The organism is Mesobacillus maritimus, assembly GCF_023715205.1.
GTDB classification, from domain to species: Bacteria; Bacillota; Bacilli; order Bacillales; family Cytobacillaceae; genus Mesobacillus_B; species Mesobacillus_B maritimus_C.
Genome location: NZ_JAMBNR010000011.1, coordinates 136301 through 153903 on the forward strand (window position 1 = coordinate 136301; position 17603 = coordinate 153903).

Genomic DNA, 17603 nt, shown 5'->3' on the forward strand with positions numbered 1-17603 from the left:
ATTACGAAGTTTACTAGTTTTTATAATAAATCAATATGTAAAATAAAAGTCTCAACAGAAATTGAGGGCATTCGACAATTATTAACAATCCCTTGAAGAAATCATTATGACATAACTAAGTTTCAGCACATTTTAAATCAGATTACATTTCGTTAAAATTCAGATTACAATCATATTATTCTAGTTTAAAAAGTGAAGCTAGAAAGTCCTGTTGTTTGATATAGATGAGATAAAGACCCAGCTTTTTACTGAATTTATTGAAAGGGGTTGGGAAGTCAACAATCATAGTCAGACAAATAAAAAAACCGACCTAGTTAAATTCAAGATCGGCAAAACAAAAAAATGATTACTTCCTTGTAGGTTTTAGATTACTCTCCTTTCTCAATCTTCTCCACATGCAAAACCCGGAAACCTGCATGTTGAATTTTTTCTTTTAATCTTTGAATCACTTGTTCATTTTCTTCAGAAATCGTAAATGTCATTCTGCGAACAAGTTCATTGCCGTTTCCAAACGTGTGAGCTCCTTCAATATTAAAAGTTTTCAACAGTTTTAATAATTTTAGGAATGCTCCAGTTTGTTCCCAAATCGAGACGGTGAAGCAGTATCCGCCTGTTTTCATCCCAAATCCATCACGGAATAAATCCATTAAAATGGAATGAGTAACGATTCCTAGAAATTCTTTTTTTTCGTTTGTAACTGCTAAAAACGGAAGGCGATCGATTCGTAACAATGCTAAGCTAAGCGAATGGTCTTTATGAATATAGGAATCAGGTTCATCAACGACCGCTAAAACGGACTCCTCCGGTTTGCCGCCTTGCTCGTATAAAAATTCCAGCAAATCCACTTTATAAATTTGACCTTTGTATTCATTACTATCCGTATCAACCACAGGAATACAACGATAGGTTGTACCTTTAATTAAGTCCAGTGCTTGTTTTGCCGTATAAGAGCTTGGACAAGTCGTTACCTTATGGTTTTCTACATAAACATTTCGGACAAACATGTTTATCGCCTTCTTTTCCATATAATGGTTTATGGAATATATATATTCAATACCTTTGAATTTTTGCTACTTTAAATGGCTGAAGGAGGACTTTTTTCCTAACCCTTAGTTAAAGGGGATCGTTATCACTTCTGAAACAAAAAGTTAATTTAAAAATGTAGATATTGTGTCAAATGGGAAAAGGGGATTTTCATAAAAACAAGACATGATATAATTTCTCTATGAAAGAGACAAGGTGGTGAAAACTGAATGAAATGGAAGGTACTAGCGGTTGCTGCTTTCGCTTCGATGATGTTAGTGGCTTGTAGCGGAGACAGTACAACGGAAGAGAACAACAGTAAAGAAACCGTTGCCCAAGTAGGGGATACTCAAGATCTCAAGCAATTGGTTCAAGATTATAGCTTACGGAAAATTGAAACTGGGTCCGCGTCGATTACATCTAAACAATTGATTGTCACAGACAGCGATGCAAATGAGGTTGTCTACGATTTACCAGAGGATGAATTCTTTGTTTCGATTGCTCCTTACATCAACGAAACCCACCCTTGAACGAATCATAGCTTGACAGGTTGTCAAGGTGAATTGGTGGAAAAAGAAATTGATCTTAAGGTTGAAGACAGCGAGGGCAATATCATTGTAGATGAAACGGTAACATCCCAAGTGAACGGCTTTATCGACCTATGGTTGCCAAGGGATGAAAATTATAAAATAAAAATGAGTCACGATGGCAAAGAAGTAGAATCCGAGTTTTCTACTTTCGAAAACGACGGAACTTGTATTACATCCATGCAGTTGACTTAAAAACGAAAAGCACCGTCTGGTGCTTTTTTGTATCAAGGATCATCACATTCTATTCAGTTTCTTAGTTTCTTAGTTTCTGCTAAGTTTTTGGACCCCTATATGTAAAATCAACCCGATCATACTCCACACGTTCAATACAACACTTCCTATTAATAAAAATGATTTCAGCAGTTGTGGTAAATCAGTTGTTGTTGCAATTGTTAGAGTGCTACAACCGATTAGGAACATAATGGATAACAAAGGTAAGTTCTTTACCAATTCAAGCCACCTCCTTTTATCTTTATTATACCAAAATAGTATCGTTTTTGGTTTTTTTGAAGGATCATTACTTAATTTTATGATGAAAAGGAATTGTTTGGATGCATTTATTAATACTTCACAACAAAGTAGACAGTACTTAATTTTCAGTGTACAAAAATTTTTAGTCGTATCAATTTAATCCATGCATATGAAAACAGCCCTTTATTTTTGGATTAGAATCAGCCTTCTAAATAAAACAGAGGGAGGATCTAGATAAGAAAGCTAAAAGGGTCTAATAGGATAGAGGTCCCTATTCAATAAACAAGTACTTTCCTAAAACAAAGTTCTGTCAGGTGTATGAGTATTAAGCGTAACAAGAGCGAAAAAGCCTAGTTCAAAAATAAGGAGATACTCACAAAGAATCACAAGAAACCTCCATTGCAACCAGACTATGGTTGATCGCTTTTTCATTCTACATTGACCATCTATTGAGGAAATAGGAATTCATATGGTACCATAATTTTGAATTTTAAAAATTGCTTAACAGACCGGTGAGGTAAAGAGGCAAAATGGAATAGTGATTCACCAGAAGGTATTTAATATTGAATTCTTTTCATTTTTCAACGAATGTATACTTCATGTGTTGTTTACTCTTATCTTAGTTCTGCAGCGTATAAGGAGAAAATTGTCATGAGACAAATCTATAAAAACGGAAGTATCTATACTTTTAACGCAAGAAAACCAATTGTTCAAGCGGTTGTAATTGAAAACGGTCGTTTTATTGATATGGGCTCTACAGAGGATATGATTCTCCAGTGGGGACATTCAGCAACCATCATTGATTTAGAAGGAAAAACCGTAACACCAGGGTTAATCGATAGCCATCTTCATCTATCGATTATTGCGGATGGTTTTACAAGATTAGACTTAACAGGTACAACCTCCAAGCATGATATGCTGGATAAAATTCAAGTAAGAGCAAGCCAGCTTCAACCAGGTCAGTGGCTTCTTGGGATTGGTTGGGATGAGAACTTGTTTACAGATGGAACCATCCCGACAATTGGTGAGCTTGATTATGTTTCCCCTGCAAATCCACTGATGCTCACAAGAGTTTGCCAACATGCGGCCGTCGTGAATAGCAAAGCGTTGGAAGTAAGTCAGTATCACTCATCTAATTCCGTTCCTGAAGGAGGAATTGTTGTTTTAGATGAAACAACAAAAAAGCCAACAGGATTATTACTCGAATCAGCGATGAATTTGGTGAAACAGCATATTCCAGCACATACTCATGAAACTTGGAAAGATGTAATCCGTAAAACGATGCACTTGGCCTTGTCTAAGGGGTTAACAAGTGTACATACAAACGATCCTCTCTATATGGGAGGCCTCACGAAAACGTGGAAAGTGTTCGATGAACTTTTAAACGACGAACAGATTGGTTTACGTAGCAACTTGTTAATCAATCATGAATTTTTACATGATTTAAAAGTAGCTGGAATGTATACAGGTTATGGCAATCACACGTTGCAGATTGGGGCGGTCAAATTATTTGCAGATGGTGCGTTCGGCAGAAGAACGGCGCTTTTATCTGAACCGTATTACGATGACCCGGCAAACTATGGTGAAGCGATGTATGATCAAGAGCAGTTGTATGACATTGTCAGACGTGCTCGCGAGTTGGACATGCCTATTGCGGTTCATACGATTGGGGACCAAGCGGTAAAAAATATTCTTGATGTTCTCGACCAATTTTCACCAGTTGCATACCGTGATCGAATCATTCACACCCAAGTGTTGAACGAGGAGTTGATTTCCCGGCTAGCACACCCAAATCGTATTGCGGACATTCAACCGCGCTTTTTAGCGAGTGATTTTCCGTGGGTGGAAGAGCGTTTGGGGAAAGAGCGAATGAAGCTTTCTTACGCATGGAAATCGTTGATGGATGCGGGTGTGATTTGTGCGGGTGGTTCGGACGCTCCGATTGAACCCGTTAATCCACTGCTAGGCATTCACGCTGCTGTGACACGTAAAAAGCCAGGAGAAACGCATGATGGTTATTATCAAGAGCAGAAACTTTCAATGCAGCAAGCTTTTCGTTTATTTACGGAGCTAGGCGCCTATCCAACAAATGAAGAAACCATTAAAGGGACGATTGCTCGTGGGAAATTAGCGGATATGACCGTTTACTCGACGAACCCATTTGAAATAGAAGATGCAGATGAGCTTTTAACAACCGATATTCTCATGACGATTATCGGCGGAGAAATAAAATATCGTAAACAGTAAGGGAGAGTACAAAAAAGTTTTTAAGTTATTCTAAAAAATCCATTCCCATGAATGGATTCCGTTTGTATTGATTTCCTATAGCTTGTAGCCTGTCCAAGTTTTGGATGGGCTTTTTTGCTAGGTGTTATCGCATAGAAAGCTTTTATTTAGCCATCATAATGAGAGAAATGCGATGAGGAGGGAAAGGTAAATGAAGAAAAGCTGGGTAATGCTAGGATCTGTCGTTTTGGGCATGAGCCTTGTCGGTTGTGGAACTGCGAATGATAACGCCACAGAAGGCAATCAAAATGGCAATCAACAAGTTCAATCGAATCAAGGAGCGAGAATTTTAAACAATGATCAGCAAGATCGCATGCCGACGATTGCCGATCGCGCGGAAAAAAAGGTTGAGGAAATGGAAGAAATTGAAGACGCTCATGTTTTCATCTATAAAAATAATGCCTATGTTTCCGTTAAATTTGCAGACGACCAAAATCAGGGGGCTCGTGATCGAAATAACGGAGACAATGCGGGAAATGCAAACAATGTTGATGAAAATGGCAACGCGATTGTCAATGATGCTCTCGATGGAAACGGCAGAACCATCATGGATAATGGGACTGTGAAGCCTAATCGTGAGAATGGCAGCGACGGCGTTATTGACGGAAAAGGCGACGCTGGAAATGGCAAAGGTACAAACAACCAGTTAGGAACTGATCAAAATACACGTGGGAACGCTGATGGCAGTACGAAGGATAAAGCAAACAACAGAATCATGAACGACGGAGATGGAGGCACTGCAGATAATCAAAATCAATCTGGTGAGCTTGCTCAAGGACGCAATAACTACAAGCCTGTGTCAAATAAGTTTGAACAAAAAATCGCAGATCAGGTTCGCCAAGCAAATAATAAAATTCATGACGTTTATGTTAGCTTAAGCCCGAACTCCTATACAACCATGGGCGAATATGCGGATGATATCCGAAATAACCGAAACCAAGATGGATTTTTTGAAGGTTTTAACGAGATGATTAATGATCTATTTCCAAGAAGAAATGGTTAACAACTAAGATAATAGCGCTGAAACGACTCGTATAGCCGGGTCGTTTTTTTACGTTCGCGAAAATTCTGATTAATAAAACTTAACAACGATTGGAACAGCATTAGCCTTAATTTAGTGGTAGTTAGGAAATTTTACCCCTCCTTTTTTAAAAAATTAATCACCTGAAGGCTACAATGATAGTCTTTTTTATCCATTCACTTTACGTGGTTTCTTCTATATCATAAAAACCATCACGAATTCAATCACCACAAGCCAGAAAGGGAGGAGCACGGTGTGAACACTGACGAAGCCTACGAGTTGTTGAAAAATGCAGGTGTTGAGGATGAGACAAGTATTCAAACGGTAAGGCGTTGGTTACTTGAACGGAAAATACGCTACGAAGGTACATATCGGAAAAATTCTCGCTATGTATTGGATGATACCGATCAGGCTTTTAATCTATTAAAAGATGCTGGGGTTGCTCCAGATGTGGCCATGCAAATTGTGAAACGGTGGTTACGTGAAGGGAAGATTGAACATGTGGGTGAGGGAAATCATAAACATCATTATCCTTCCAACGAGCCCCATTCGAGAGTGCCTGTCCAAGTTTCCAGTCAAGAAAAAACGATTCGACAATTAAAGTCTAAAATTAATGGCCTAGAAGATCATATAACTGGAGTAGAAGCACTCCACAATTCATCCATTAACAGGATGAATCAAAAAATAGATCAACTGAAAAATAAAATTGTCGAGTTAGAAAAAGAGAAACAAGAGTTGCAAAGTGAAGCAAATAGTTTATTAAAAGAGAATTTAAACTTACGGAAAGAATTGTTCAAGCTAAAAGAAGACCAATTGGGAGGAAGAAAACGGGAACCGAATAAAACCGAAAAAATACATACTCCTCCACCTAGAGTGAATGATTACCGTGAGAAATTAGGACTTTCACGATCGGCTAACGCTAAAGAAATACTCGCTGGATATAAGAAACTATTAAAACTCACTCACCCAGACCAAGGTGGCAACGCAACGGCCTTTCATTACATTAAAAGAGACTATGATCAGTTTAGAAACAGCTTAAAATAATCAGCACTTACATAAATGATTAGAGAAAAAATGTAGGCCCGTATTGATCCGACTACGGGCATTTTTAGTTGGGGAAGATTGCTATGGTAAAGGAGAGGCTTTTTCAAGCTCAGGGAGAAGATTCAATTACTCTTTAATGTAGGCTCCTATCGTGCCCGTTTCTGTCTCTAGATTGCTCGTAAGGTAACCATAGGCTCCTATCGTGCCCGTTTCTGTCTCTAGATTGCTCGTAAGGTAACGATAGGCTCTCTATCGTTACCGTTTCTAGCTCTCGACTACTCTTAAGGTAACGATAAGCTCTCTAACGTGCCTATTTCAAGTCCTCAATCAAAGAACCACTTCCTCCACTTCCAACGGTTCAAGAGCAGTTGTACTATTAATGTAAATAAAAGCATCGTACCTCTCTGGCAGCACGCTCGGTACATAGTTTCCGTAATGTTCATATTGGGGGTGGTAGACAACGCCAATGGCTCGATGGCCAATCTTTTTGTTAAAAACGGCGCGGTTTGTCTTGTGGAAAAGCAGAACCTTGTCGTGCGGATTCGCCTGATGCATGAAATCTTCCCAAGAACCTGATTGTGCCGGTGGAATGAGCATTCTCTCAAAATCAACTCCCCATTCATCAGCCGCAATCACGGTTCCACGATGCGTTCCAAATCCAACGATAAAAACATTTTCGTTTCCCTCTTGTTCCCTTAACAATTGGCCAACATTCACCAATTCCTCGTCAGCCATATCGGTTGCGCGTGCATCGCCTACATGTGTGTTATGGGCCCAAACAATTCCTTTTGCAGCTTCCCCGTAGTAAGTGGCAATGGAGTTGATGACTTCCACCATATGTCGATCACGGATGTTCCAAGATTCATTGTCATGGGTCACCATTGTTCGGTAGTAATTTTCTGAGTTCGCTGTCACCAATGCATTTACTTCCAGGTTGAGTTTTCCTTCTTCATAATAGCTTGTATGAGCTTTCTTTTTTAAGGTGAGTTCGGTTAGCAATTGAATGACTTCTTCTTTACAATCTTCTCGATAAAAGGATCCCGAAACACCATATAACTGAGGATCCCGGTTAAACGGCTCAAAACAGGCAAACGCCTTTTTCGCTGTTTCTAGCTCAGGGGCGTCTGTTTTTTCTAAGTACTTAATGATTTCGTCCATCGACTCCCACAAGCTATACACATCCATACCGTAGAAGCCAACTCTCTTCTCGGGTGGCAAGCCTTGATTGTGCACTTTTAACCACTCAACAAAATCAATCAGTTCCTTATTCGCCCACATCCACGTTGGCCAACGCCCAAAAGCGGTTAACGCTTCACGAGCATTTTTGTAATCGTGTTCGTAGCCTTTAATGTATCGATTCACTTGTTGACAAGCCGGCCAATCGCCTTCAACAACAATAAAAGAAAAACCTTTATCCTTAATTAGTGTTTTCGATAGTTCCGCACGGGTCGTATAAAACTCCGAAGTTCCATGCGAGGACTCCCCTAACAGTATATATTTCGCTTTTTTGCTAGCATCAAGCAAAGCTTTAAAATTAAAATGTTCCTTATGTTTCAGTGGAATAGCGTCCTTTTTTATCGCTTCAATTATCTCAACACTCATTGTAATCCCTCATTTTTATGTAATCGTTGCACATCGTTTTTATTTGTTTCCTAGTTAAGATTATTCTCTTCACCTGACACTACTTTTACCCAACATAACCTCAAGAAAAATTTACATTTACTGGATGGTGCCAGGCACCATCCAGTAAATTACCATTCAGGAGGAACGATTTCAAAAAAACTATTTAGCAAACTCGACCTAATATTTGGATACTGTTCAAGTCTTAATTGTGGGGGTAATTAAAAGTAACAGATGGAAAATAGGGACATGATAAACTTGAAAACATTTAATTTTTCGGTCTTGTTGAAATTGGGATTTAAGAAGGTGAGCATTTGAAAAGGTTTCTATGGGTTTTATTCAGTGCGTTGTTCTTGGGTGTCATTGGATATAGTGCTTTTCAATTTGTTGATTTTGACTATGCGTATACGCCACCAGACGATAAGTTAATGGCTTATCAAGTGAATGAGCGCAATAGCTATGATCTCTGGGGGGAGCATATTACGGATCAACAAGCGAAAGAACTTGAAAAAACGGAGGATGGTCGGGAAAAACTAAAAGCCGAAAACGGTGCCGTCAAAATCGATCAAGACCTTATTGACCTCGGGAGAAAAACATTCTATGAGGAGACGTTTGGGAATGAATACTTTTTTACCGATATAATGGGCGTTCTCGATGGACCTATTACGTTTGCAAATATATCCAAAGCGATCCTTGCCTTAAAGGGAGAAGGCACGAACAATCTTCAAATTGAGCTAGCTGAGGATATCACTATTGGAAATAAAACGTATAAAAAAGGTGATAAAATCGATACCGGCCTCGATGTTGTGAAAGGAAGTCATGTTCCCCTTGGGATGCCGGTTTCGGTCGATGATGGGCGGGTTCGAATTGGAGTAAGTTGTGCGGCTTGTCATGCAACAGTCGACCCCGACACGAAAAAAATCATCGAGGGAGCTCCTAATCAAGATTTTAACGTTGGACTCATGTTGGCACTGGCAACCAATTCAACAGCGTTTTTCACCCATACCGATGTCGAAAATATAAAGGAATACATAGTGAACCATGATCGAACAATTGCCAATTCAAAAGGGAAACAAGAAGCTCTCCCTGATGCCGAGAAACTTGAAAAAAAGGTAGACGAAACGTTCGCAAACTGGCCGAAAGGAAGCGTCGATTCGACGATTGATTTAGTGGGCAACCCTGCACAAATTCCTGATTCCTTTACTTTACACGATCATCCGTATGGTTGGACTGGGTTTGCGATGGCAGGTCCTTTTAAAGGATTAACGGTCTTTAGTCATAATGTCCATTCACAAAATACAGATTCTTTATCACAAACCGGTATCAGTGAAGATTTACTTGGCATCGATAAGGAAGTCTATCTTGCGACTATTTTACAAAATGCAGCCAGCGAAGAATTCCGTTTTGCTCCGGACAAAAACCAAAAGCCTTCCGAGTTTTTTAAAACAGTGGACCCAACTCCGAACTCAGTAGGAATAAATGAATCTGTAACAAATCCAGAATATCCGAAGGTTTCTTTGCTTGCACCAGATGGTGTGATTATCAACAGTCCTGGCTATAAATTTAGTATGCAAATGAACGGAGCGGCGGCTTTTCAAAATAGCATTCAGCCTCCTAAACCAAAGGAACAATATGACGGAAATACGGTGAAGGTGGGACGAAAAGTCTTTGAACGAGCAAATTGTATTTCTTGCCATGCTGGAAATGCTTTAACAAATCATAAAATTATTCCTGTTCAAGAGATTAAAACGGAACCATCACGGGCCAAGGCGCATAAAAAAACGGAAATAATCTTTGGAGAACCTCTCTACTATTCACCAGATACACCTGTGCCGCTGCCGAAAAATCCGAGAATCTTAAAAGTGCCAATAAAGAATCTGGATCCGGAACAAATCAAGCTTGCATATGCACATGGTGACTCACTTGGTGGATACAAAGTTCCTAGCATTATTGGTTTGTATTGGACAGCTCCATATCTCCATGATGGAGGAGTCGCTGTTGGTTCAGACCTTGAAACAGAGCTTGGTGTACCAGGAACACTGGCGAACAATAAACTGCCTGACCCAGCCAATAGTTTGCGAGCACTAGTAGATAAAACGCTACGAGCAAAAGTGATTGAGGCAAACCAACAAGACACTGGGTTGAAACAGGTTCATATCACTGGAGAAGGGCATGAGTTTTGGGTGGATGAATCAACCGGCTTTACGAAAGAAGAACAAGACCAGTTAATTCAATATTTATTGTCGTTATCTACCATTGAAGATCGTGAATAGCACCCAGAAGAATCACGTGTGCAGCGTATAAAAAATCAATCAAAAAAAGACCAACTCTACTTGAGTTGGTCTAAAAATTTAATTCGCAATATCAACCTTTTCTAAAATCGATGTTTGGATTTTTCGAATCACATCTCCGCGGCTAATGACGCCAACAACATGCATATTCCGATTCACAACCGGCAATTTTTTGAAATGGTTTTGGGCAAAAATCGATACAGCTTTTTCCATGTCATCCTCTTCAGTAACACTAATGACTCCTCGTGTTTTCGCAATATTAATGATTTCCGTTTCGGCTAGTTTGTTTAAACGTTCGCCAAGATCTTCTCCTTCACCAAAAGCGGTAAAAATTAAATAATGATAAAAGCGAGGATCAATCGGTTTAATGGCCCTTAAAATATCTCCATCGGAAACCATGCCAATTAATTTCCCATCTTCACTGCAAATGGGTAGACCGCCAATCTTATTTTCCACCATTCGTTTCATAATCTCTGTGACACTATCATTCGGATGTCCTTTAATCACATCCGTAATCATAAAATCTTTGACTTTCATGCAAACCACCTCGTTAATAGGCTGATAGAATTAAAAAGAAAAAGGCTACTAGAAATAAAGTCCTGTAGAGAAGTCCCACTAAAAAGTATTTCATTTTATCAGACTAAAGTCAATGGAAGAAGAACCCCGACGCCACTAAATAGCGTTTTCATTTTTGAAAAATAGAAAGTTTGCGAAAAAAATGAAATGAATCATTCCTGAACCTCGTTATACTAGATGAAGCGGAACAAGATAGGAACGGGAATGGTAGGAGGTACTTATGGACGAAGAACGGCAGTGGATTTCTGCGGTATTAGCCGGAGACAAGCAGGCTTACGCGCACATCATTCATAAATATAAAAACCCACTTTATGCCACCATCTTGCGGATGACGAAAAACCAACAAGATGCACATGATTTGGTTCAAGAAGCATTTATCAAAATTTATCATCAGTTAGGAAAATATGATGGGAAGGGATCGTTTTCGAGCTGGATTTATCGGGTGGCAATCAACCATTGTATGGATGAATTTCGAAAGAAACGCTATAAAATGAAAGTGGTTGAAGTCAGAGACGATCACATGGTGGATGCCCATCATCCAGAAGTGATTTTCTTAAAAAAAGAAAAAAGTCGTCAGTTGGAAAAATTAATTGAGACACTTCCAGAAGAGGATCGACTCATCCTGCTTCTTCGCTATGTGAACGAGCGGAGTTATGAAGAAATTAGCACACTAGTCAATCTTCCGCTCTCAAGTGTTCGAAACAAGCTTCATCGAGCAAAGAAAAAATTGCGAGAAACAGTCAACCGAGATGAAGGAGGTTACTTTCATGAAATGTCCAACAACCAATAAATTAGCAGAGTGGTTTGATCAATTTTTACCAGAAAAAGAACATGCTGAGATCAAGGCTCATATTGAACAATGTCAGGCTTGTAGTCAAGTCATCGCCTCTCTTCAAGACGAACAAGCTTTTCTTAAAGAAACGTTAGAAACGCCTATGTTACCCGACACTTTTGCTGACGAGATTTTGACTCAGCTCGCACCCTATGAATCAAAGAAACCGAATAAGAAGAAAATTTGGAGGAAAGTGATGCTTCCGGCAGCGGCTGCCGTTTTAGCTTTAGGAATAACATCCACCTTGCATCCTAGTTTTGCTCAGTGGATTGGTGGCTTTTTTTCCACTGAACAAGTTGATGAAGGCTTGCGGATGGCATCGGAGGCAGGACTGGCCGAACGAGTCAATCAAGAAGTGACCGATAGCGGGCTTACTCTGAGGGTGGAAGACGTGTTGGCGGACTCGACGAGGGTCGCTTTATCGTATCAAATTGTAAATGAAAACGGAAAAATACTCGATTCCTATCTAGAATTGGATGAACAAAAGAATTTTATTAGAGCTTATGATCAAGACGGGAATCAAATCGAGGGTATGGGGATGGGCTGGTCTGATGGCTCTGAGTATGGACTTATCGAATTTTCTCTACGCGAGATTCCTGCTGAAAAGCTAGAAAGGCTAACAATTCAGTTTAAGTTACAAGAATTAAACGGGAGGAAAGGAAACTGGGAGTTAGAACTTCCGGTGGATTTAACAGAGAGTAAGAAAATGACGACTACCCTCACGCTTCATAATCAAAAAACAAGCAGTCATGGTGTAGAAGTACATCTGAAGGAAGTGCAATATGCCACTTCTTCAAATGAAATCCGCTATAGCACGGATTTTACAGAGACCCAGCGGAAACAGGTTGAAGCCCAAATCCAAAATCTTGAAAAAGACTTCGGTGAGGAGAAGGTCCATACGTTCAGTAACTATGGAACCGCAATTCAATATCATATTGAAAATGAAGCAGGCGAAACGTTGTATCAACATAATGCTTTCGTTAATCAAGGTCATCCAAGTGACCTAGGCTTGTTGCAGGGAACAGGTCGAGATATGGAACAACTCGGTCATATGGAGTGGAATGAATCATTTGTTCCACAAGAAGAAGAAGAGCAGTTGACCTTTGTCTTAGATGGAGTGATTAAGACTCTTCCATCGGACTTCTCAATTAAAATCAAACCAAAGGAATTGAAGCGTGACCCGTTAACCTTCGAACATAAAGGCAATTATCTAACTATCAAAAAAGCGAAAACAGAAAAAAAATACAGCTTAAGAAAAGCGCTGATTCCGATTCAAAGCGAAACCATTTTTAAAATTGAAATGGAAGGCGGGAAGGAAGTTCCGTCTGTAGATTTAGGTTCTTGGGTAGTAGTAGATGATAAAGGAGAAGTGTATCAGGCCTACCATAGCGGTTCGATTCTTGATGAGAAAGATGAGCACGGTCGGTTTAAGACAACAACAGAATTGACGATTTACGGAATGGAAGAAACGCCTGATGAACTCACGTTACATTTATTATCAGAGACTCACTATGAAAGTTTGGCTGAACCTTGGGAAGTACCGTTAGAAGAAAATGAATAAGAGAATGAGAAAAAGCTTGGGTAGGGTACCGACCGGTACTGAACCCAAGCTTTTCCTGTTTAATCCATCGCGGAAGTCAAATCTTCCATCATCTTTTCATCCATTGGACCAACAATTTTTTTCCTGATGATTCCTTTCGAATCAATCATATAGCTCGTTGGGATGGTAAAAGCTTGATACTGCATGCCCACTGTCCCTTTTTCATCCAATGGGATATCAAACGTAAGACCATATTCTTCGGCAAAATCCTCAATCGCACTCATGCCGTTATCCATGTTCGTTAAATTTACTGCCACAATTTCGATTCCGTTATCCTTATTCTTTTCATAGAAATTTTGCATATGCGGCATCTCTGCCTTACATGGCGGGCACCAAGTAGCCCATAAATTTAAGATTACTTTCTTTCCTTGATAATCAGATAGTTTCACATATTCCCCGTCCAAATTCTTAAGCGTAAAATCAGGTGCGGGGTTCCCTTCTTTCACTTCATTCAGGTCTACACCTGGAATCGACTCTTCCTCGTCAACAACTTCTTCATTCTTTTCCGCAGATGTAGACTCAGAGACGGGGGCCTGCTGGTCTTTCTGTTCACTTGTCGTCTGATTGGCGTTCCATAAGTTCACGCCAACAATCCCGACAGCAAGTACAAGAATCGCTATCGATAATAAATTTTTTTTCACGAACGCGTTCCTCCTTGTTTCGTTTGAGTATTTAGGTAATACGCAGTAGCACCTAACCATAGAATCGTAAGCGGTCCGATGGTAAGGATAGAAATCGAAAAACTTAAAATCAGAATTTCAACCATTAGAAAGAGTAGTAAAAACTCGGTAGGTAATCGTTCCTGTTTGCTTTTTTTACGAACTTGAAGAAATGCTAGTAAACTCACGAAAATCATAATGTGCAAAATAGCCTGCATCCATTGCTGGTTTAAAAGATGAATGGTCACTTCATAGAGAATGATGAAAAATAGAACCAATTGACTGGCTTGTTTATAAATAGAAGGATGTTTCTTCCCAGCTAAAAAGATGAAATAGATGGACAACAAAGCCAATGCTAAGAAATGTCCATATGTCCCGCCATTGAAATAAACAATGGAAAGAGGCATATCCAAGAATAACAAAAAGTTAAATAGAATATAGCTTAATTTCCACGTTAGAAAGTAAAGGAAGAACCCATTCCAATACCATTCTCCTACTTTTTCTCCTGATTGAATACGATGCAACCATGAAGATGCAAATAAAGCAATAAGAACGGCAAGCCAAATAGCAGGTAGGGATAGGCTTCCGATTTGAAAATAATGCACTAATTATCACCTGATAAGATAGATTGTATTTGGAAATGAATCTCAATCGATTGAATCACAGACTGAATCATTCCACAATTTTTCAATACTAAATTGGCCAGCTTTTCCGCTTGTTCAGCTGGAATCGATTCTTCCGTATAGACTTTCGCTGTAAACATTAGCTTTTCAATTCGGTTCGCCTGGTCAGGATTTCGAACATAATCTACGTCAAGTTCAAGCCGACCGTAAGGAATGCGCTTCTTTGTTAAAATATTTCGCAGCAAAGTCCCGCTGCAACCAGCTAATGAAGATACAAATAGCTCAAAAGGTCGATAGCCTTTCGTGTCGTCGGGGGAAATTTGAATGGCCCCATATCCCAATTCAGCATTAATCTGTTCATTTTCAATTGTGTATTTCATTTTCACACCTCATTTCAGGTTCATTATGATGGCGAACTGTTAAGGAATGATTAAAATTCAGCGTTATTTGTAAGAATAGGGAGTTCAACCCAGAAAGTATGATGGGTGCCGTCTGTTGTTAGTCCAATCTTGCCCTGATGAGCATGAATGATGCTTTTGGCGATTGCAAGGCCAAGGCCTGCTCCTTCTGCTTTTGTGCTCCGTGATTCTTCCAACCGATAAAAGCGTTCGAAAATCTTCTCCTTTTTATCAGGATTGATTCTTTGCCCAGTATGGCTCAACTCGATATGGTAAATGTCTTGTACCTTTTGTCCTCTAATGCTCAAACTACTTCCAACGTTATAGTCAAGGATATTTTGTAAAAGGTTCGAAAATACTTGTTTCAGTCCATCTTGATTTGCTGAGATCGTGGCTTCATCCAAGGCAATCTGTTTGTCCGCAAATTGTTCCGTTAATTTTAGTTGAAAAGCTGTCACCGTATCGTTTAGTAACTGGTCGATTTTAACAGGTTCGTATTCTTTTTCTAAAAAAGACTGGCCATTGCTCCAAGAATTTAGTTCGGTAATCAATTCAACAATTCGCGTGATTCGGCGAGATTCCTCGAGCAAAGACCCAAACAATTCAGGATCCCCTTCAATCACTTGATTCTGGAGCGCCTCTAAATAGCCATTAATATTTGTCAATGGAGTTCGCAATTCATGAGCAATATCGCGAAGCATCTCGTCTCTTTGTTCCTGAACAGATTTAAGCGTTTCGGACATGCTATTAAAGTTTTCGACGAGCTCCTGAAGTTCTCCAGATGTTTTTACAGACACTTTCGTTGGAGGTTTGCCTTCTTTCATTTCTTTTGCGGCAACCGATAAGGTACGAATGGGTCCAATCATTCTTTTAACCGTTAAAAAGTGGAATAACCCTGCAATCATAAACGCAAGGACACCAACCTTCCAAAGAAACCCATTTAATAGATCTACCAATTCTTGGCCGACGACTTGTTCAGAATTGACTAAATAACAGGCATAATCTTTCACCGAAAAGCCAGCTAATAAGATGACGAAGAGGATGACAAGGCTATTAACAGCAACCAACTTTGATAATAGGTTTGACAGGGTTTTAAACAGCGACAAACTTATACCCCATTCCTCTAACTGTTTGAATATAATCCTTCGTAGTCTTTTGTTTTAACTTCTCTCTCAAATGTTTAATATGGACATCAATCGTTCGGTCGGAGACACTCTTTTCATTGTTTTCATATATAGAGCTAAGAATCTGTTGCCTCGATAAAACTTGATTGGGATGCTGCATAAAGGTATGTAAGAGCTTAAATTCAAAGTGTGTCAATTCAAGCAGATCGCCATTTAGCCATGCTTCTGCTTTTACCGGTTTAATCGTCAAACCGGTAAAACTTAATTTTCCACAGCGACTGGCGGTTCTTCTTAGAACCGCTTCGATTCTTACCATCAATTCCGCAGGGCTGAATGGTTTGACGACATAGTCATCTGCACCTAATTTAAATCCTTGAATGCGGTCTTTTTCCGATACTTTGGCGGTGAGCATAATAATCGGCATCATATTTTGTAAATCTTCCCGTACCCATCTGCATATTTCTTCGCCACTGACTTTTGGCAGCATTAGATCAAGGATTAAGATGCATGGATCATACTGTTGAATTTTTTCCTTCGCTTCCAACCCATTTTCAGCCTCTAATACTTCATAGCCTTCCTTCGTCAGATAAATTCTTAACAATTGTCTAATTTTAGGGTCATCTTCTACCACTAAAACCGATTTTCCAATCAGGCCACTTTGACTCACGCTTGCTCCTCCTAACTAGAATTCAAATAAGCTAAATGCAGACAGCCAAGCGCTGATTTTTTGCATTTGTCCGCTCAATACGAGAAAACCGAGCCCAACCATAATCATTCCATTAACAACCGCAAGTTTGCCTAAATAAGTGTTTATTTTTCGCAGAGTTTTTAACGAATACGAGATCACTACGGAAATGATCAAAAATGGAATGGCCATTCCAATGGAATAAGCACCTAACAAAAATATACCATGCGACAATGTTTCGGATGAGCTGGCTAGCAATAAGATCGATGATAGGGCAAGTCCAACGCATGGGGACCAACCAGTTGCAAACGCCATCCCGAGTAAAATGGAGCTAAAGATATTTTTAGGTTTTTGTTCGGACTGCACTCTTTTTTCTTTCATTAATAATTTGAATTTTAACAGTCCTGCCATCTGTAAGCCAAAGATAATGATAAGGATTCCGGCAATCTGCATAATCAGAACACGATACTGCGCCAAAACTTGGCCGACGAAACTAGCGGAAGCTCCTAATGCAATAAAAATTAAACTAAAACCAATAATAAAACCGATTGATCGGGAATATAGGGTGGTTCGATTTACATGCAATTTCGAGTCCTCAATCTTTCCACCTGTTAAATGGGTAATATAAGCGGGCAAGAGGGGAAAAACGCAAGGGGAGAAAAACGATAAAACCCCTCCTGCTAAAGCAAAAAATAGTCCAATGTCATTCATACACACGCACTCCTTTCATGTTCATTATTGAGGGGGATTGTTAAAGTTT

17 protein-coding genes are annotated in these 17603 nt (G+C 39.5%); 7 read left to right on the forward strand and 10 right to left on the reverse strand.

All coding sequences use genetic code 11. The annotated features are described in order from the left end of the window. Positions 1 to 368: 368 nt before the first annotated feature. Entirely contained in the window at positions 369 to 1004 is a 636-nt protein-coding gene (locus M3182_RS16720) for a CBS domain-containing protein (RefSeq protein WP_251426121.1), read from the reverse strand. A 249-nt stretch (positions 1005 to 1253) separates the two neighbouring features. On the opposite strand from M3182_RS16720, the gene M3182_RS16725 reads away from it, so the two are divergent. Then, entirely contained in the window at positions 1254 to 1805 is a 552-nt protein-coding gene (locus M3182_RS16725; RefSeq protein WP_251426122.1) for a CueP family metal-binding protein, read from the forward strand. 69 nt (positions 1806 to 1874) lie between these two features. Here M3182_RS16725 and M3182_RS16730 read toward each other — a convergent pair whose 3' ends face one another. Continuing rightward, positions 1875 to 2063 carry a hypothetical protein gene (locus tag M3182_RS16730; RefSeq protein WP_251426123.1) on the reverse strand — a complete coding sequence of 63 codons (189 nt, stop codon included), beginning with the start codon at positions 2061 to 2063 and terminating at the stop codon, positions 1875 to 1877. A 672-nt stretch (positions 2064 to 2735) separates the two neighbouring features. On the opposite strand from M3182_RS16730, the gene M3182_RS16735 reads away from it, so the two are divergent. From M3182_RS16735 to M3182_RS16745, 3 genes are all read left to right on the forward strand, one after another. Then, entirely contained in the window at positions 2736 to 4331 is a 1596-nt protein-coding gene (locus tag M3182_RS16735) for an amidohydrolase (RefSeq protein WP_251426124.1), read from the forward strand. 190 nt (positions 4332 to 4521) lie between these two features. Then, the gene (locus tag M3182_RS16740) at positions 4522 to 5373 is read left to right on the forward strand and encodes a YhcN/YlaJ family sporulation lipoprotein (protein ID WP_251426125.1); all 852 of its coding nucleotides are present in this window, start codon (positions 4522 to 4524) and stop codon (positions 5371 to 5373) included. Between the two features lie 273 nt (positions 5374 to 5646). Continuing rightward, positions 5647 to 6435 (forward strand): hypothetical protein, encoded by a 789-nt coding sequence (locus M3182_RS16745; RefSeq protein WP_251559120.1) that lies wholly within the window; start codon positions 5647 to 5649, stop codon positions 6433 to 6435. A 327-nt stretch (positions 6436 to 6762) separates the two neighbouring features. On the opposite strand, the gene M3182_RS16750 is transcribed toward M3182_RS16745, so the two are convergent. Continuing rightward, a complete protein-coding gene (locus M3182_RS16750) occupies positions 6763 to 8037 on the reverse strand; it encodes an erythromycin esterase family protein (RefSeq protein WP_251559122.1) in 1275 nt (424 codons plus the stop codon). A gap of 332 nt (positions 8038 to 8369) precedes the next feature. Here M3182_RS16750 and M3182_RS16755 point away from each other — a divergent pair, with 332 nt between their 5' ends. Beyond that, positions 8370 to 10328, forward strand: coding sequence for an electron transport protein (locus M3182_RS16755; RefSeq protein ID WP_251559124.1), 1959 nt, complete (start codon positions 8370 to 8372; stop codon positions 10326 to 10328). A gap of 78 nt (positions 10329 to 10406) precedes the next feature. Here M3182_RS16755 and M3182_RS16760 read toward each other — a convergent pair whose 3' ends face one another. After that, on the reverse strand, positions 10407 to 10883 hold the full coding sequence (locus tag M3182_RS16760) for a CBS domain-containing protein (protein WP_251426129.1): 477 nt from the start codon (positions 10881 to 10883) through the stop codon (positions 10407 to 10409). Between the two features lie 259 nt (positions 10884 to 11142). Here M3182_RS16760 and M3182_RS16765 point away from each other — a divergent pair, with 259 nt between their 5' ends. Next, positions 11143 to 11712: an RNA polymerase sigma factor gene (locus M3182_RS16765; protein WP_251559126.1), complete on the forward strand. Its 570-nt coding sequence runs from the start codon at positions 11143 to 11145 to the stop codon at positions 11710 to 11712. Next, the gene (locus tag M3182_RS16770; RefSeq protein ID WP_251559128.1) at positions 11690 to 13315 is read left to right on the forward strand and encodes a DUF4179 domain-containing protein; all 1626 of its coding nucleotides are present in this window, start codon (positions 11690 to 11692) and stop codon (positions 13313 to 13315) included. The genes M3182_RS16765 and M3182_RS16770 overlap by 23 nt, the downstream gene beginning before the upstream one ends. A gap of 59 nt (positions 13316 to 13374) precedes the next feature. Here M3182_RS16770 and M3182_RS16775 read toward each other — a convergent pair whose 3' ends face one another. Genes M3182_RS16775 through M3182_RS16800 form a run of 6 tightly spaced genes read right to left on the reverse strand, consistent with a single transcriptional unit; the run spans position 13375 to position 17554 of the window. Further along, positions 13375 to 13995, reverse strand: a complete 621-nt coding sequence (locus tag M3182_RS16775) for a peroxiredoxin family protein (RefSeq protein WP_251559130.1) — start codon at positions 13993 to 13995, stop codon at positions 13375 to 13377. Continuing rightward, positions 13992 to 14618, reverse strand: a complete 627-nt coding sequence (locus tag M3182_RS16780) for a hypothetical protein (RefSeq protein WP_251426133.1) — start codon at positions 14616 to 14618, stop codon at positions 13992 to 13994. The genes M3182_RS16775 and M3182_RS16780 overlap by 4 nt, the downstream gene beginning before the upstream one ends. After that, entirely contained in the window at positions 14618 to 15016 is a 399-nt protein-coding gene (locus tag M3182_RS16785) for an OsmC family protein (RefSeq protein ID WP_251559133.1), read from the reverse strand. The genes M3182_RS16780 and M3182_RS16785 overlap by 1 nt, the downstream gene beginning before the upstream one ends. 50 nt (positions 15017 to 15066) lie before the next feature. After that, positions 15067 to 16140 carry a HAMP domain-containing sensor histidine kinase gene (locus M3182_RS16790; RefSeq protein ID WP_251559135.1) on the reverse strand — a complete coding sequence of 358 codons (1074 nt, stop codon included), beginning with the start codon at positions 16138 to 16140 and terminating at the stop codon, positions 15067 to 15069. Beyond that, positions 16127 to 16825: a response regulator transcription factor gene (locus M3182_RS16795; RefSeq protein ID WP_251559137.1), complete on the reverse strand. Its 699-nt coding sequence runs from the start codon at positions 16823 to 16825 to the stop codon at positions 16127 to 16129. The genes M3182_RS16790 and M3182_RS16795 overlap by 14 nt, the downstream gene beginning before the upstream one ends. Positions 16826 to 16840: 15 nt before the next feature. Next, positions 16841 to 17554, reverse strand: coding sequence for a cytochrome c biogenesis CcdA family protein (locus tag M3182_RS16800; RefSeq protein ID WP_251426137.1), 714 nt, complete (start codon positions 17552 to 17554; stop codon positions 16841 to 16843). Positions 17555 to 17603: the final 49 nt, after the last annotated feature.

Coding starts and splice junctions, on each gene's coding strand:
- M3182_RS16735 (WP_251426124.1), top strand. CDS start 2,736: ATGAGACAAATCTATAAAAACGGAAGTATCTATACTTTTAACGCAAGA.
- M3182_RS16760 (WP_251426129.1), bottom strand. CDS start 10,883: ATGAAAGTCAAAGATTTTATGATTACGGATGTGATTAAAGGACATCCG.
- M3182_RS16750 (WP_251559122.1), bottom strand. CDS start 8,037: ATGAGTGTTGAGATAATTGAAGCGATAAAAAAGGACGCTATTCCACTG.
- M3182_RS16800 (WP_251426137.1), bottom strand. CDS start 17,554: ATGAATGACATTGGACTATTTTTTGCTTTAGCAGGAGGGGTTTTATCG.
- M3182_RS16785 (WP_251559133.1), bottom strand. CDS start 15,016: ATGAAATACACAATTGAAAATGAACAGATTAATGCTGAATTGGGATAT.
- M3182_RS16770 (WP_251559128.1), top strand. CDS start 11,690: ATGAAATGTCCAACAACCAATAAATTAGCAGAGTGGTTTGATCAATTT.
- M3182_RS16740 (WP_251426125.1), top strand. CDS start 4,522: ATGAAGAAAAGCTGGGTAATGCTAGGATCTGTCGTTTTGGGCATGAGC.
- M3182_RS16720 (WP_251426121.1), bottom strand. CDS start 1,004: ATGTTTGTCCGAAATGTTTATGTAGAAAACCATAAGGTAACGACTTGT.
- M3182_RS16765 (WP_251559126.1), top strand. CDS start 11,143: ATGGACGAAGAACGGCAGTGGATTTCTGCGGTATTAGCCGGAGACAAG.